15 protein-coding genes, 1 other RNA gene and 1 pseudogene are annotated in these 14,208 nt (G+C 63.0%); 10 read left to right on the top strand and 7 right to left on the bottom strand.

Features of this window, described 5'->3' with window-relative positions:
* The first annotated feature begins 269 nt into the window (after window positions 1-269).
* A complete protein-coding gene (locus BRA471DRAFT_RS39355; protein WP_231171039.1) occupies window positions 270-623 on the top strand; it encodes a hypothetical protein in 354 nt (117 codons plus the stop codon).
* 58 nt (window positions 624-681) lie between these two features.
* The gene (locus tag BRA471DRAFT_RS37905) at window positions 682-825 is read left to right on the top strand and encodes a hypothetical protein (RefSeq protein ID WP_157233978.1); all 144 of its coding nucleotides are present in this window, start codon (window positions 682-684) and stop codon (window positions 823-825) included.
* A gap of 534 nt (window positions 826-1,359) precedes the next feature.
* Here the strand turns inward: BRA471DRAFT_RS37905 and BRA471DRAFT_RS36185 are convergent.
* Both BRA471DRAFT_RS36185 and BRA471DRAFT_RS39350 read right to left on the bottom strand, forming a co-directional pair.
* Entirely contained in the window at window positions 1,360-1,608 is a 249-nt protein-coding gene (locus tag BRA471DRAFT_RS36185; RefSeq protein ID WP_083843135.1) for a hypothetical protein, read from the bottom strand.
* A gap of 108 nt (window positions 1,609-1,716) precedes the next feature.
* Window positions 1,717-1,980, bottom strand: a complete 264-nt coding sequence (locus BRA471DRAFT_RS39350) for a hypothetical protein (protein WP_007605545.1) — start codon at window positions 1,978-1,980, stop codon at window positions 1,717-1,719.
* Window positions 1,981-2,133: 153 nt separating this feature from the next.
* Here BRA471DRAFT_RS39350 and BRA471DRAFT_RS06380 point away from each other — a divergent pair, with 153 nt between their 5' ends.
* From BRA471DRAFT_RS06380 to BRA471DRAFT_RS06360, 6 genes and pseudogenes are all read left to right on the top strand, one after another.
* Entirely contained in the window at window positions 2,134-2,478 is a 345-nt protein-coding gene (locus BRA471DRAFT_RS06380) for a hypothetical protein (RefSeq protein WP_007605544.1), read from the top strand.
* A gap of 279 nt (window positions 2,479-2,757) precedes the next feature.
* The gene (locus BRA471DRAFT_RS06375; protein ID WP_007605543.1) at window positions 2,758-4,647 is read left to right on the top strand and encodes an ABC transporter substrate binding protein; all 1,890 of its coding nucleotides are present in this window, start codon (window positions 2,758-2,760) and stop codon (window positions 4,645-4,647) included.
* Between the two features lie 20 nt (window positions 4,648-4,667).
* Window positions 4,668-4,794 (top strand): annotated as a pseudogene (locus BRA471DRAFT_RS39345) (SOS response-associated peptidase); the annotation flags it as partial.
* Window positions 4,795-5,323: 529 nt separating this feature from the next.
* Window positions 5,324-5,788, top strand: coding sequence for a (2Fe-2S)-binding protein (locus BRA471DRAFT_RS06370; protein ID WP_198287862.1), 465 nt, complete (start codon window positions 5,324-5,326; stop codon window positions 5,786-5,788).
* 8 nt (window positions 5,789-5,796) lie between these two features.
* Window positions 5,797-7,974 (top strand): xanthine dehydrogenase family protein molybdopterin-binding subunit, encoded by a 2,178-nt coding sequence (locus BRA471DRAFT_RS06365; RefSeq protein WP_007605541.1) that lies wholly within the window; start codon window positions 5,797-5,799, stop codon window positions 7,972-7,974.
* On the top strand, window positions 7,971-9,314 hold the full coding sequence (locus BRA471DRAFT_RS06360) for a cytochrome c (RefSeq protein ID WP_007605540.1): 1,344 nt from the start codon (window positions 7,971-7,973) through the stop codon (window positions 9,312-9,314). The genes BRA471DRAFT_RS06365 and BRA471DRAFT_RS06360 overlap by 4 nt, the downstream gene beginning before the upstream one ends.
* A 158-nt stretch (window positions 9,315-9,472) precedes the next feature.
* Here the strand turns inward: BRA471DRAFT_RS06360 and BRA471DRAFT_RS06355 are convergent, their stop codons facing one another.
* The 5 genes from BRA471DRAFT_RS06355 to BRA471DRAFT_RS06340 all read right to left on the bottom strand — a co-directional run bounded on the left by BRA471DRAFT_RS06355 (window position 9,473) and on the right by BRA471DRAFT_RS06340 (window position 11,880).
* On the bottom strand, window positions 9,473-10,297 hold the full coding sequence (locus tag BRA471DRAFT_RS06355; RefSeq protein WP_007605532.1) for a TIGR00282 family metallophosphoesterase: 825 nt from the start codon (window positions 10,295-10,297) through the stop codon (window positions 9,473-9,475).
* Window positions 10,275-10,871 carry a 5-formyltetrahydrofolate cyclo-ligase gene (locus BRA471DRAFT_RS06350; RefSeq protein WP_007605530.1) on the bottom strand — a complete coding sequence of 199 codons (597 nt, stop codon included), beginning with the start codon at window positions 10,869-10,871 and terminating at the stop codon, window positions 10,275-10,277. The genes BRA471DRAFT_RS06355 and BRA471DRAFT_RS06350 overlap by 23 nt, the downstream gene beginning before the upstream one ends.
* Before the next feature lie 100 nt (window positions 10,872-10,971).
* Window positions 10,972-11,131: non-coding RNA, 6S RNA (gene ssrS / locus BRA471DRAFT_RS35875), on the bottom strand.
* A gap of 48 nt (window positions 11,132-11,179) precedes the next feature.
* A complete protein-coding gene (locus tag BRA471DRAFT_RS06345; protein ID WP_007599950.1) occupies window positions 11,180-11,563 on the bottom strand; it encodes a cell division protein ZapA in 384 nt (127 codons plus the stop codon).
* Window positions 11,560-11,880, bottom strand: coding sequence for a DUF4164 domain-containing protein (locus tag BRA471DRAFT_RS06340; RefSeq protein ID WP_026232773.1), 321 nt, complete (start codon window positions 11,878-11,880; stop codon window positions 11,560-11,562). Before BRA471DRAFT_RS06340 ends, BRA471DRAFT_RS06345 begins: the two co-directional genes overlap by 4 nt.
* Between BRA471DRAFT_RS06340 and BRA471DRAFT_RS37900 the strand changes: the two genes are divergently transcribed.
* Window positions 11,849-11,995, top strand: a complete 147-nt coding sequence (locus tag BRA471DRAFT_RS37900; RefSeq protein WP_156526966.1) for a hypothetical protein — start codon at window positions 11,849-11,851, stop codon at window positions 11,993-11,995. The genes BRA471DRAFT_RS06340 and BRA471DRAFT_RS37900 overlap by 32 nt on opposite strands.
* 184 nt (window positions 11,996-12,179) lie before the next feature.
* Window positions 12,180-14,165: a transketolase gene (gene tkt / locus BRA471DRAFT_RS06335; protein ID WP_007605529.1), complete on the top strand. Its 1,986-nt coding sequence runs from the start codon at window positions 12,180-12,182 to the stop codon at window positions 14,163-14,165.
* Window positions 14,166-14,208: the final 43 nt, after the last annotated feature.

Raw genomic sequence — 14,208 nt, 5'->3', positions numbered from 1 at the left:
TCGCGACGCGCTTACGGCGGCGGCGCATGGCGTCCTTGAATCAAAACCTCGAAAACAACCCCATGCACAGTAGCCGGGGCGAGCAGAATCAAGGACTTAAGCGCCTGATGAATCCGTCGATCCAGTAGGTGCCTGTTGAGGCCATTGCGCCGTCGGGCAAAACAGGCGTAGAGTGCTATTATTCCGAAATCCGCACCCTCCTTGCAGAGGGCCATGAGGCGTGAAACTATTTACGTTTCATACAATGCGTGCAGAGGCGAAGAACAGCCATGCGCTATTGCCCCGGCAAGGACCTCGAAGAAAGCCACCGCAGCACACTTGACGAGCATCCGCACGCAACGGGCGCCGTGCAGCAGCAGATAAAACGCTCACGCGCACAGATGGCCGCATCTGAAGAACTTCTGCGTCGACCAGCAATCAGCGGCACCGGACCTGCTGCGATGCCCACGGCCGCAGCTTGCCGGGAATTCGCCGCTGCGTTCAGATGCAGGGCCGCTGAACCCGGCACACCCGAGCGAACACTGAACGTCTTGAAGAATATATCCCGCAGTTTTACCGGCCTCGCGAGCCAGCTTGCGATACTGGAGGCTGCGGATAAGGCAGATCGCAGCGCCTCTATTTAGGGCACGCTGTTGTCCATTTTGATAAAACCTTTTCCCGGTACGCCGCGTACTAAGAGGAATGGACGATCCTGACGAACGCCCTGCGGGCAACGACGCGCCGGAGCGGAAACAATCACGTATAGAGCAGGCGCGGCAGCTACTTGCCGAACACATTGACGACCTGCGCGCCCTCGTTGAGAAGCTCCGGCGCAGGATGAATTAAGGTCGTTCTTCAGGCTGGATACGATAGGGGCTCGGCAGCTGTCTGGTAGCCCGGCGCTGGCGGCGCGCTGTAGGGCCTTCCGGGCCTCCGTTGAGGCGGCCCGGTCGCTGTGCTTTGCCCGATGAACGGCCTACTTTTTCTGCTCTGTGGTCGTCGTGGCGGCCGGGGTGCCGTCGCGAGCGTCCCGTCGCTCGTCGCGTCCTGTACGCCTCTCTTGGCGCCGCTCTGTGCGTCCCGTGCGGCGTTCCTGTCGCCGCTCGGTTCGCCCGCTGCGCCGCTCCTGTCGGCGTTCTGTGCCTGACTTCGGCACGTCCGCTGGCGGCGTGGTAGGCGCGGCGGCTGGCGCGGTGGTTTGAGCAACAGCCTCTGAGGCCGCAAAAATTGCGGACGAAGCCAAAAGCCCAAACACTCCTGCGTATCCAAGGAAGGTTAGTGCGTTGCGACGACAGACCTGTTTCGGCTCCGAACGTTCATTCATGTTCAGGCTCCCGGTTGCTGCCCCCTCAGAGGATGTCACCAGCGTCGGTGGCCTCCTTATTGATCTGGATCAACTTGGCTCGGTGCTTCAAGCCACGTTGGGATTTCGGTCGATGGGATCGACACTCTCGGAAAGTGAGGGATGATGGTCCCTGCAGTGACGATCAGTCCGTCGTTGAATTTGGTTCGCGCAAAATCCTTGGCTGCCGCTTCGGTTTCAAACGTGTTGGTCAGGCGCGGATGTCGCCGTCTTGACAGTGTGCCGTCCGGCGGCACTTCAAAAGTGACGTACCAAGTGTGTTTCATGCCCTAATGCCGCCCCGGCGGTACCAATGGCCTATCCTCGCCAGACAAAGAAAAACCGCCACCGGGACGAAACGATGACGGCTTCCTCCTGGCTTGCGAAATCGGCCTTTACCGCCTGGCTCCGACGCGATTGACGCCACCATTCGCATTGCCACCGGCGTTATGACGCACTGCGGCGCGCGCCACCGGGCGCGGCCTGAGCACGACGCCTGCCCGGGCAACGCAGCCCACCGGGTAAGCAGTGTACTGGCAATACACGACCGCATTGGCTGGGCCTGGAGTTAGCGTGAGACCTGCAAGGCCCAACAGGGCGCTAGCAGCAATCCCGGCAACAGTCGCTGACCTGATCGAAAGAAGCTTTCTCGAATGCATGGCGGACCTCCCTTTTCGCACTTGCGTCACCGAAAGTGACGGAAGCCGCCTCAGGTGCGGCCGAACACAGCGTAGGCGTCGCAGTGCGCGGGTTCGATTGATCTACATCAACCTCACGCGCGGAGTGAGCCGCAATCTCGCGAGCGGGGCTCAATGAATTCATGGAAGGGTTCCATCATGCTCCGCTATATTCTCGCTCCTCTTGCCGCTTTCGTTTTGCTCATCGTCTGCTTGACCCCCGATGATGCCGAGGCTCGGCGCGGCGGAGGTGCCTATCGGGGTGGCGGCGGTTACCGCGGCGGTGCGGTCGCAGTTCGAGGACCGCGGGGCGGCGGCGCTGTTGCAGTGCGCGGCGCAGGTTATCGGGGCGGCTATCGCGGCTATGGCTATCGCGGCTACGGTGTGGGAGCGGCAGCGGTCGGCGCGGCTGCCGTTGGCGCTGCTGCGTACCGCCGCAGTTGCTACGATTATTACGGAAACTATATTTGCGCCTATTGATCCGTAGCGACGCGCGATAGCGCGGCTTGGCCCTCTGTGCGCGCAAGCAAGCGCTGGCGGTGACCGTCCGACGATGGCGACCCAGCGCCATCGGTCTGCAGGTACGATCTGCAGGTACTCTTGGCGACGTGGCCTATCGCGGGACCGCGCGACGCCCCGCTATGAACTCTTGCGGACCTGCTTGTGTCAGAATTGCCCCGGAGTTTCCCCTTGTCTCCGCTTGTTGATAATCTAATCGAGCGGATACGGTACTCCACTTGGATCGGGGCTCGGGCTGCGATGCTTTTCTGGCTGCCTCGCTCATGGCGAACCTGTCGGGTGCGGAGCTTCACCGCGGCGATGACCATCGCATTGTTGATCGCGACGACAGGCCAAAGTCCGGCAGCCGATCCACAGCCAAAGCGAGTATTGATGCTGCATTCATTCGGTCTCAGGTTCAGGCCTTGGACCGATTATTCGGAAGCCCTTCGCGCCGAGCTGAGCCGACGGGCATCCATTGAATTTCAAGACCAGTCGCTGCTGAATGCCCGGCGAAGCAGCGACAAGTCAGACGCCCCTTTTGTCGAGTATCTTCGTTCCCTCAATATAGACCAGCCGCCCGACCTGATCGTCGCGATCGGTGCGCCTGCTGCCAATTTCGTGCAGGCGCACCGCAAGGACCTCTTTGCAACTACGCCGATGCTGTACACTCTGGTAGAGCGACGCCGCGTGGACTTCGATAAATTGACCAAGTACGACACCGTCGTGGCAATCACGAACGACGATCCTGTTTTCTTTGAAAATATCCTGCAGGTCCTACCTCAAACAACTACGATTGCCATCGTAGTCGGTGCTTCGCCGAGCGAAACCTGGTGGCGTAACGAGGTCGCCAAGTCCACCGCGCGGTTCACGGATCGTGTCCAGTTTCGATGGTACAATGAACTTTCCTTCGAAGACATGCTCAAGGATGCGGCCAACCTTCCGCCGCACAGTGCGATTTTCTGGATTGGTTTGAATGTCGATGCGGCGGGAGTGGCGCATGAGGGTAACACTGCGTTTACCCGATTTTACAGCGTAGCCAATGCACCCATCTTTTTTCACGACGAAAGTTTTTTCGGAGAGGGCATCGTCGGTGGACCAATGCAGGTCGTCGCCAGACAAAGCAAGCAGGCGGCGGAAGTCGCGCTTCGCATCCTCAACGGCGAAAACGTTGCCGACATCAAGCCGAGTTTTGTCCAGCTGGCCGCGCCTATGTTTGACTGGCGACAACTGCAGCGCTGGGGAATTTCCCAAAGCAGACTGCCGCCTGACAGCACGGTTTACTTCCGGGAGCCCAATTTGTGGGAGCGATATTGGTGGCAAATCACGTTCACTATCGCGCTTGTCCTCGCGCAAGCGGGACTGATCGCACTTTTGCTATTTGAGCATCGTCGTCGTCAATTCGCCGAAGTACAGTCGCGGCAGCGCATGACTGAACTGGCCCACGTCAATCGCTTCGCGACCGCTGGCGAACTGACCGCCTCGATTGCTCACGAGATCAACCAGCCGCTTGGGTCTATTCTGACGAACGCCGAAACCGCAGCCGCGATCCTGCAATCGCAGCGTTCCGATATCGCCGCGCTTTCTGATGTTGTCGAGCTCAGGGAAATTGTGAACGACATTTTGCAGGATGACCGGCGTGCCACCGAGGTCATTCGCAGGATGCGCAGCCTCCTCAAAAAGGCGCCGTTCGAATTGAAGCGATTGGACCTCAATGAAATTGTGCAAGAGACGATCAGGTTTCTTTCGGCGCTGACCGTCAGCCGAAAATTCGAAATGGCCAACGTGATCACGGCGGAGGCTCTACCGATCCTCGGCGACCGCATTCAGCTTCAACAAGTCATTTTGAACCTTGTGCTGAACGGGGTCGAGGCTATGAAGGACACGCCTCACGAAAGCCGCACTATCACCATCCGGACTGCGCGCGCCGATCAATTTGCCGAGCTATCCGTATCAGATCGCGGGCCCGGCATTCCAGAAGACAAATTGAAACAGGTTTTCGAGCCGTTTTACACCAGCAAAGCCGAAGGCATGGGCATGGGCTTGTCCATTGCGCGCACCATTATCGAAGCGCACAACGGGTCCATATCAGCGAGCAATCGGGAGCACGGCGGTGCCTCGTTCACGATCAGGCTTCCCTTTGCCGGGTGATCCAAGACGGCGCCCGCGGGCCGAACGCCGTGGTTGAGCCGATCCCCTCCAAAGGCTATGTCGGTGATCCTGACAACCGCCGAAGAGCGCGAGGTGTGGATGCGCGCGCCGCGGGATCAGGCCAAGACATTGCAGCGACCGCTGCCGGCGCCAACGTTCTTACCCAATTTGCGAATCTCCCCTGCGGCCATCCTTCGAGACGCCCGCCTCCGGCGGGCCCTCAGGATGAGGACGGAGCACGTGGCAGCAATTTCGACAGGCACAGTTGCCAGTCAGCCTCATCCTGAGGAGACCGCGAAGCGGGCGTCTCGAAGGACGAGGCGCTCGCTCAGGGTCAGCCGAGCTCATATGCGATAATCCGCGCCGTCGATCGACTTCCACAATCGCACGACTTTCGTCATCGCATGATTTTGCGCATTCGCACGATCATCTGCGGCGATCAATGACGCGCACGAAGAAAAAGCGTCAGAAAATGACGCTTATCATATCAATTAGCCTAAAATCACTGCAGCGATCGCCGCACAAATTCGTGAACGTCATGGCCTGACGCGCTCGCTGCGCAAAAATGCATTGCCGGACATGTCGACGCTTCATCGTTTCGCATCGATATGATTATTGTGCGCGCGAATTCGCTGACTAGATCGCCGTAAGCGATCGAGCGAGCAAGGGGATGCATATGGCAACTGTTCTCACCATCAACGGCGAAACGAAATCGTTCGACGCGCCACCTGACATGCCGCTGCTGTGGGTCCTGCGCGACGTCCTCGGGATGACCGGCACCAAGTTCGGCTGCGGCATCGCACAGTGCGGCGCCTGCACCGTGCACGTCGATGGCAAGGCAGTGCGCTCCTGCGTCTTGCCGGTCAGCGCGGTCGCGAACCGCGCCATCACCACGATCGAGCATGTCGGCAGCACACCGGCCGGCGCAAAAGTGCAGAAGGCCTGGCTCGATGCCGAAGTGATCCAGTGCGGTTACTGCCAGTCCGGCCAGATCATGGCGGCCGCGGCACTGCTGGCGGCAACGCCCAGCCCTGACGATTCCGACATCGACGCGGCGATGGCCGGCAACATCTGCCGCTGCGGCACCTATGTGCGCATCCGCGAGGCCATCAAGCAGGCCGCCTCCGGCCGGCCGTCGTGAGGTTCGCCATGATCACTGAAAAGACTGTTCCCGCGGTTTCCCGCCGCTCGCTGCTAACTGGCGGTCTCGCCACCGGCTTTCTGCTTGCCTTCCACCTGCCGCTGCGCGCCGCCGTCAACGAGCCGGAGCAGCCGAAGGACACCACCGACGGCAAGTTCGCGCCGAACGCCTTCATCCGGATCGAAGACACCGGCCGCACCGTCCTGATCATGCCGCAGGTCGAGATGGGCCAGGGGATCTACACCTCGATTGCGATGATCCTCGCCGAAGAGCTCGATGCCGATTGGACGAAGGTTGCGGTGCTGCACGCGCCTCCCAACGACCAGCTCTACGCCAATCCCGCCTTCGGCCTGCAAGCGACCGGTGGTTCCACCTCGGTCCGTGCGTGGTGGAAGCCTCTGCGCACTGCCGGCGCCAGTGCGCGGGCGATGCTGGTGCAGGCCGCAGCGGCGCAATGGCAGGTCGAGCCTGCAAGCTGCACGACGTCGAAAGGCGAAGTCGTGCATGCCGCAAGCGGCCGCAAGCTCGGCTATGGCGAACTGGCACTGGCCGCACAGGGCCAGACGCCACCGAAGGACGTCCCGGTCAAGGACCCCAAGGATTTCGTGATCATCGGCCAACCGCTGAAGCGGCTCGATACGCCGGACAAGGTCAACGGCAAGGCCGTCTACGGCATCGACGCGATCCTGCCCGGCATGAAGATCGCCGCGATTGCCAATTGCCCGGTCTTCGGCGGCAAGGTCGGCAAGGTCGACGACAGCGCGGCGGTGAAAATCCCGGGGGTGCGCAAAATCGTGGTGCTCGAGGACACGGTCGCCGTGATCGGCGACCACATGTGGGCCGCGAAGAAAGGCCTCGATGCGCTCGAGATCGAGTGGAACGAGGGACCGAACGCGAAGCTCAGCACGGAGGACATCTGGCAGCATCTGCGCGCCGCCAGCGCGAAGGACGGCGTGGTCGCGAAATCGGTCGGGGACATCGCCAAGGGGCTCGCCAGCGGCGACAGGTTCGAGGCGAGCTTCGAACTGCCGTTCCTGGCGCATGCCTCGATGGAGCCGATCAATGCCACCGTTCACGTCAGGCCGGACGCCTGCGAGATCTGGACCGGCACGCAGATCATGACGCGCGTGCAGTCGGAGGCGGCGAAAGCCGCGGGCCTCCCGGTCGACAAGGTGATCGTCAACCAGCATCTGCTCGGCGGCGGCTTCGGCCGCAAGCTCGAGCCGGACATGGTGGTGGCCGCCGTGAAAATCGCAAAACAGGTCGACTATCCCGTCAAGGTGATATGGACGCGCGAGGAGGACATCCAGCACGACGTCTATCGGCCGGTCTATCGCGACCAAATCACGGCGTCGCTGGTCGACGGCAAGGTGGCGGCCTGGAAATACAAGGTCGCCGGCTCGGCGGTGATTGCGCGCTGGCTGCCGCCGGCATTCCAGAAGGGTATCGACATCGATGCGGTCGATGCCGCCGTGGATGCGCCCTACGACTTCGCCAACTTCCACGTCGAATATGTCCGCGCCGAACCGCCGGCGGTGCCCACCGGCTTCTGGCGCGGTGTCGGTCCGAACAACAACGTGTTCGCGGTCGAATGCGCGATGGACGAGCTGGCGCGCAAGGCCGGCAAGGACCCGGTCGAATTCCGCCGCTCCATGCTGACCAAGAATCCGCGCATGCTCGCGGTGCTCAATCTCGCGGCCGAGAAGTCCGGCTGGGGCCAGGCATTGCCACCACGGGTCGCCCGCGGCGTCTGCGTGCAGCCGTCGTTTGCGAGCTTCCTCGCCACCGTGGTGGAAGCGGAGATCGACGATATCGGCGAGATCGTGCTCCGCCGCATCACCTCAGCCGTCGACACCGGCATTGCGGTCAACCCCGATACGGTGAAAGCGCAGATCGAGGGCGGCCTGGTGTTCGGCCTCACCGCAGCGCTCTATGGCGAGATCACCATCGAGAAGGGCCGCGTGCAGCAGTCTAACTTCCACGACTACCGCATGATGCGCATCAACGAGATGCCGAAGATCGAGGTCGTCGTCGTCAAGAGCGGCGAGGCGCCCGGCGGCATCGGTGAGGCCGGCGTCAATGCCGGACCGCCGGCGCTGCGCAACGCCATCTACGCGGCAACCGGCGTGGCGCTACGGCGCCTGCCGATCGATCGGAAACTGCTGGCTGCGGGGAAAAAGGCATGAGCGGCAAGATGCGTATCTTCACTGGCATCGTAGTGATCGCCATCGTCGTGGTGGCGCTCGGCGTCTGGATCATCCGCGGGCCCGGCCCGCTCGACTTCGCCGGCGGCCCCAAGGTGGCGCTGGCGGATTACCGCGCCGGCAAGCCGACCGGCGTGCCGGCCAGGCTGGAGAAGGCGAGCCTGGTTGAACGCGGCGAATACCTCGCGAAGGCGGCCGACTGCATGGTCTGCCACACCAAGCCCGGCGAAAAGGACTATTCGGGCGGGCTCGGCTTCAAGCTGCCGTTCGGCACGCTGTATTCCACCAACATCACGCCGGACAAGGACACCGGCATCGGCAATTACAGCGACCAGGATTTCCTCAACGCCGTCCAGCGCGGCAAGCGCCATGACGGCGCCCGGCTTTATCCGGCGATGCCGTACACGTCCTACACCTATATGACGGACGAGGACGTGCTGGCGGTGAAGGCCTATCTGTTCAGCCTGCCTGCGGTGCGCGCGAAGCCGCCGGAGAACACGCTGTCGTTCCCGTTCAACCAGCGCTGGGCGATGATTGTCTGGTCGGCCGTGTTCAATCCCGACACGCGCTTTGCGCCGGATACGTCGAAGAGCCCGGAGTGGAATCGCGGCGCCTATCTCGCGGAGGCGCTGGCGCATTGCGGCGAATGCCACACGCCGCGCAATCTCGGCTTCGCGCTGGACAACCGCAAGAAATTCGCAGGTGCCATCACGGCCGGCTGGCGCGCCTTCAACATCTCCTCCGACAAGGCCACCGGCCTCGGCAGCTGGCGCGACGAGGACCTGGTCTCCTATCTGTCGCTCGGCCATGCGCCGGGCCACGGCTCGGCGTCGGGTCCGATGGGTGAAGCGGTCGACCACAGCTTCAGCCAGTTCGCGCCTGAGGACATAAGCAGCATCGTCGCTTATTTGCGCAGCGTGCCGCCGCAGCCCTCGCCCGACCTGCCCGCAACCACCGCGCCCGTTGCGCCCGCCTCGCACAAGGACGGTGTTACGGCGGACGCGCGCGGCAAGAATATGTTCGCCAGCGCTTGCGCCAGTTGCCATGGCTGGAGCGGCGAGAGCCCGGTCTCGCCGATGGCGACGCTGACCGGCACCTGGGCCGTCAACGACCCCGCCGCCACCAACGTCGCGCAGATCGTGCTGTCAGGCACCAAGCGCCACACGCCCGACGGAGCGCTCTCGATGCCGGCGTTCGGCAACGCCTATAGCGATGACGAGATCGCGGCGGTGGCGAATTACGTCACGGCAAGGTTCGGGACGAAGGGCTCGAAGCTGACGGCGAAGGATGTTGCGGAGTTGCGGGAGCAGACGGCGGAGTAGGTCCCAATGTCGTCCTGGCGAAAGCCAGGACCCATTTTTCCCAACTGCCTGTTTGGCGCGACACGCTCGACCACGAGCCTGCCCATTACCATCGCCGGTGGTAATGGGTCCTGGCTTTCGCCAGGACGACACTGAGTGTGTGGCGAGCTACGCGCCAACTAGCTCAACCAAAACTTCGGCGTCGTCGGCTCCAGCCGGCCGCCTGCGCGCACCGGTGCAATCCGCAGTGCGAGTCCGGTCGCGTCATCCGTCTCCACGGCCACGCCGCTGAGCGTCGCAGCGCCCGCCGCCGGCTCGAAGCGGCCTGACGGGATCCCGGAGGTGAACCTGCGCAGCGGCTCCTCCTTCTGCATGCCGATGATGGAATCGTAGTCGCCGGTCATGCCGGCATCGGTCATGTAGGCGGTGCCGCCCGACAGGATCTGGTGGTCGGCCGTCGGCACATGGGTGTGGGTGCCGACGACGAGGCTGGCGCGGCCGTCGCAGAAGAAGCCGATGCCCTGCTTCTCGCTGCTCGCCTCGCAATGAAAGTCGACGACGATGGCGTCCGCCGCAATGCCGAGCGGACAGGCCCCGAGCTCGCGCTCGAGCGCAGCGAAGGGATCGTCGAACGGGGTCATGAAGACGCGGCCGAGCGCGTTGACGACGAGCGCGTGCTTGCCGTTCTTGGTTTCCACCAGCGCAGCGCCGCGGCCGGGCGTGCCGCGCGGATAGTTCGCCGGCCGCACCAAACGCTCGGCGCGCTCGATGAACACCAGGGCTTCGCGCTGGTCCCAGGAGTGATTGCCGAGCGTCACCGCGTCGGCGCCAGCGTCGAGAAATTCCTGATAGATCGCTTCCGTGATGCCGAAGCCGCCGGCGGAATTCTCGCCATTGACGACCACGAAATCGAGCGACCAGTCCTTGACCATGCCGGGCAGATATTCGGCGATGGCATTGCGCCCGGCACGGCCGACGACATCACCCACGAACAGAATGCGCAACTTCAGAACTCCGGAAATCGAATACGTCCGATTCCGTTAGCACATAATCCAGCGCCACGTCGTGGGCTAGTGCCGGAACCGCCTTGATCTCCTGCGCTGCAAAAGCGAGCCCGATGCCGACGATATTCTTGGCTTTTCGCAGATGCGCGAAGGTGTGGTCGTAATGCCCCGCGCCATAACCGATGCGATGGCCGAGACGATCGAAGGCAGCGAGCGGCGTCAGCATGATGTCGGGAATAACTTCAGCGGCCCCAGGTGACGGCTCGGGAATGCCGAGCGGGCCGAGCATCAGGCGATCGTTCGGATGGAAGACGCGGAAGATCAGCGCCTGGCCGCGCGCGGTGACGCAAGGCAGTGCCAACCTGGCGCCCTGCTCGGCGAGCTTCTTCATCAGCGGCATCGGATCGATCTCGCTGCGGATCGGCGAATAGCCGGAGACGACGCTGCCAGGCAGGAGCTGGAATGGCAGCCCGCGCTTGGCGAGCTTGGCGGCGGCGGCGGTGCGTTTCTTTTCGCTCAGCGCATCGCGCGCCGCGAGGGCTTTGGCGCGGAGTTCGGCTTTGGTGTTGGTCATGCGCTTGCCCCCGAGGCAGAGCTACCCCCGCTGTCATCACCCGCAGCGTGTCGGGGACGCAATTTCGACAGGCACGAACCAGAAGGAAGAACAACAAAAGTGCGAAGCCGCGAACGCCGTTGAAGCACTCGATCCCGGAGTTCCCTACGAAAGTAGGTGGGCACCATATGTCCGAGCCCACGGGCCCGGCCAGGGACAGTTCCCTAAAGGATCGATAAGGCCCCGGGGATAATGGCTCCTGACGCGCGTCGCAGCCCCGCTCGGGCAATGTAACAACGATGCTGACGAATCGCCAGCCCGGTGAACGGTCAGCCGATGGCGATCCCGTTGCCCACTGTCCGGTTCAGGACCTGGGTCGACTTCTCGATGCGCTCGGCTGCTGAGTTCAGTGCGTTCACGACCGCGGTCTGGGTCAACCGGGCGCGCTCGACGGCGGCGTTGCGGAAATCCCGCAATTCGGTCAGCTCCTGCTCCATGGTGCGGATGCGATTGCCGGCATCGACCAATTCGTCGCAGACGGTCAGCGCCGCCATCACGGTGAGCCTGGCATCACCGATCTCGCCGAACTTTCCGCGCAGCGACTGGATCCGCGTCTCCAGGCTTTCGGCGAGCTTGAGCAGCCGCACCTCCTGGCCCTCCTCGCAGGCCATGCGGTACTGCCGGCCGTTGATGGTGACGTTGATGTGGCTCATCCATCCTCTCCGGTATCGAGCACCGAGCGTATCGTGACGATCGCGGAATCCAGCCGATCGGAGATCTCGCGGCTGGAGCGCTCGAGCTTGCGCGCCTTCACCAGCGCGCCGTCGAGCTCGTCGGCAAGGCGCGAGCGGTCCGCGCCCAACGCCTGGATTCGCGCGGCGAGCTCGTTCTCGTCGCGATCGGCATCGCGCCGCCGCTCCACCGCGCTTTCGAGGGAGTCGAGCGCCGCCATGAGCCTGCGGGTCGCGATCTCGATCTCGACGGCCGAGGACTCGGTCATGGCAGAGCTGTTGGATACGCGATCGTTCATGCAGTCAGCGGCGGAACCTGTGGCCTATCTGGTGGCATTTACCTTGGAGCTTGCCGTCCGGCAAAAGACTCGGTTCGGCAAGCGGTTAGAAGCAGAAATTTACGTGGCAAGCTAGCGGAGCGCAACGCCGCCACGAAACTATGCACCGTTAAGCAACTTTTGCCGCCAAACCGGCGTTTGATTGCCTTGGCCTGCCGGAACCGAGATGCTATCCCAGCCGCGACCCCAGCGGCCGAAAGGCTCCTTCCGGCGCGGCCAAATCCAGCCACAAGCGCCTCATTTCAGACGGATTTTCAGACATGACGCAGGTCGATCACAACCGTATGGCCAATGCGATCCGCGGCCTTGCCATGGACGGCGTCGAGAAGGCGAAATCGGGTCATCCGGGCCTGCCGATGGGCGCCGCCGACATGGCGACCGTGCTGTTCACGCAATTCCTGAAATTCGACGTCGCCGCGCTGGACTGGCCGGACCGCGACCGCTTCGTGCTCTCGGCCGGGCACGGCTCAATGCTGATCTATTCGCTGCTGTATCTGATCGGCAGCCCCGAGATGACGATCGACCAGCTCAAGGACTTTCGTCAGTTGGGGTCGCTGACACCAGGACATCCCGAGCATGGCCACACCAAGGGCATCGAGACCACCACCGGTCCGCTCGGCCAGGGCATTTCCACCGCCGTCGGCATGGCGCTCGCCGAGAAGATGCTCGCCGCCGAGTTCGGCAGGAAGATCGTCGATCACCACACCTATGTGATCGCTTCCGACGGCGATTTGATGGAAGGCGTGTCGCAGGAAGCGATCGCGATGGCCGGTCATTGGAAGCTCAACAAGCTGATCGTGCTGTATGACGACAACGGCATTTCGATCGATGGTCCGACCTCGATCTCCGATTCCGTGGACCAGGTGAAGCGCTTCAAGTCGGCGGGTTGGGCGGCCGAAAAGATCGACGGCCACGACCAGGCCGCGATAGCAGCCGCGATCACGCGCGCGCAGAAATCAAACAAGCCCACGCTGATTGCTTGCCGCACCACCATCGGCTTCGGCGCCCCGCACAAGGCCGGCACCAACAAGGTCCACGGCGAAGCGCTCGGCGCCGACGAGCTCAAGGCCGCCAAGGAAAATCTCGGCATTTCGCTGGAGCCGTTCTCGGTGCCCGACGACGTGCTCAAGGCCTGGCGCGCAGCCGGCAGCCGTGGCGCGGCGGCACGACAGGAATGGGAAGCAAGGCTCGGTGAACTCGGCAGCCGCAAGCGCGCCGAGTTCGAGCGTCGCCTGCGCCACGAGCGCCCGGCAGCGCTGGCAAAGGCGTTCAAAGGCTACAAGAAGGAGCTGCTGGAAAAGCCGATGAATGCGGCGACCCGCAAATCCTCCGAAGCCGTGATCGAAGTGATTGCCGGCGCGATGCCGATGGAGTTTCTGGCGGGCTCGGCCGACCTCACCGGCTCCAACAACAACAAGGCGAAATCGGCAACCGCGTTCTCGGCCAAGACGCCGAAGGGCCGCTTCATCCATTACGGCATCCGCGAGCACGGCATGTGCGCGGCGATGAACGGCATCTTCCTGCACGGTGGTTTTGCGCCGAACGGCGCGACCTTCCTGGTGTTCACGGATTATGCACGGCCGGCGATGCGGCTCGCCGCGTTGATGGGGACCGGGGTCGTTTATGTCATGACCCACGATTCCATCGGCCTCGGCGAAGACGGCCCGACCCACCAGCCGGTCGAACATCTCTCGGCGCTGCGCGCCATTCCCAACATGCGCGTGTTCCGCCCGTGCGATTCCATCGAGGTTGCCGAGTGCTGGGAGCTCGCGCTCAACCGCATCGACGGCCCGACAGTGCTGGCGCTGACCCGGCAGAACCTGCCGCAGCTGCGCACCGCCGCACCGAACGAGAGTCCCTGCCGGTTTGGCGCCTACGAGCTGGTGGCCGCCCAGGGCGAAGCCAAGGCGACGCTGTTCGCCTCGGGCTCCGAAGTGGAGATGGCCGTGGCCGCCCAGAAGCAGCTCGCCGAGCGCGGCATTCCGACCCGGGTGGTTTCGGTTCCCTCGCTCGAGCTCCTGCTAGCGCAACCAAAGGAACGCCGCGACGAGATCATCGGCAACGCCCCCATCAAGGTCGCGATCGAGGCCGCCGTGCGCTGGGGCTGGGACGCCGTGATCGGCCAGGATGGCGAATTTATCGGCATGCACTCCTTCGGCGCCAGCGCCCCTCTCAACAAGGTATTCCAGCACTTTGGCATTACCGCCGAGGCCGCGGTTAACGCCGTTCTGAAACGCGTTTCCTGAGAGTTGAGATTGCCGAAAAAAAGGACTACCTAACTCCCATATG

This window comes from Bradyrhizobium sp. WSM471, from assembly GCF_000244915.1.
Lineage (GTDB): Bacteria > Pseudomonadota > Alphaproteobacteria > Rhizobiales > Xanthobacteraceae > Bradyrhizobium.
The sequence above is the reverse complement of the archived record's forward strand: the minus strand, read 5'-3'. Positions and strand labels throughout refer to the sequence as shown.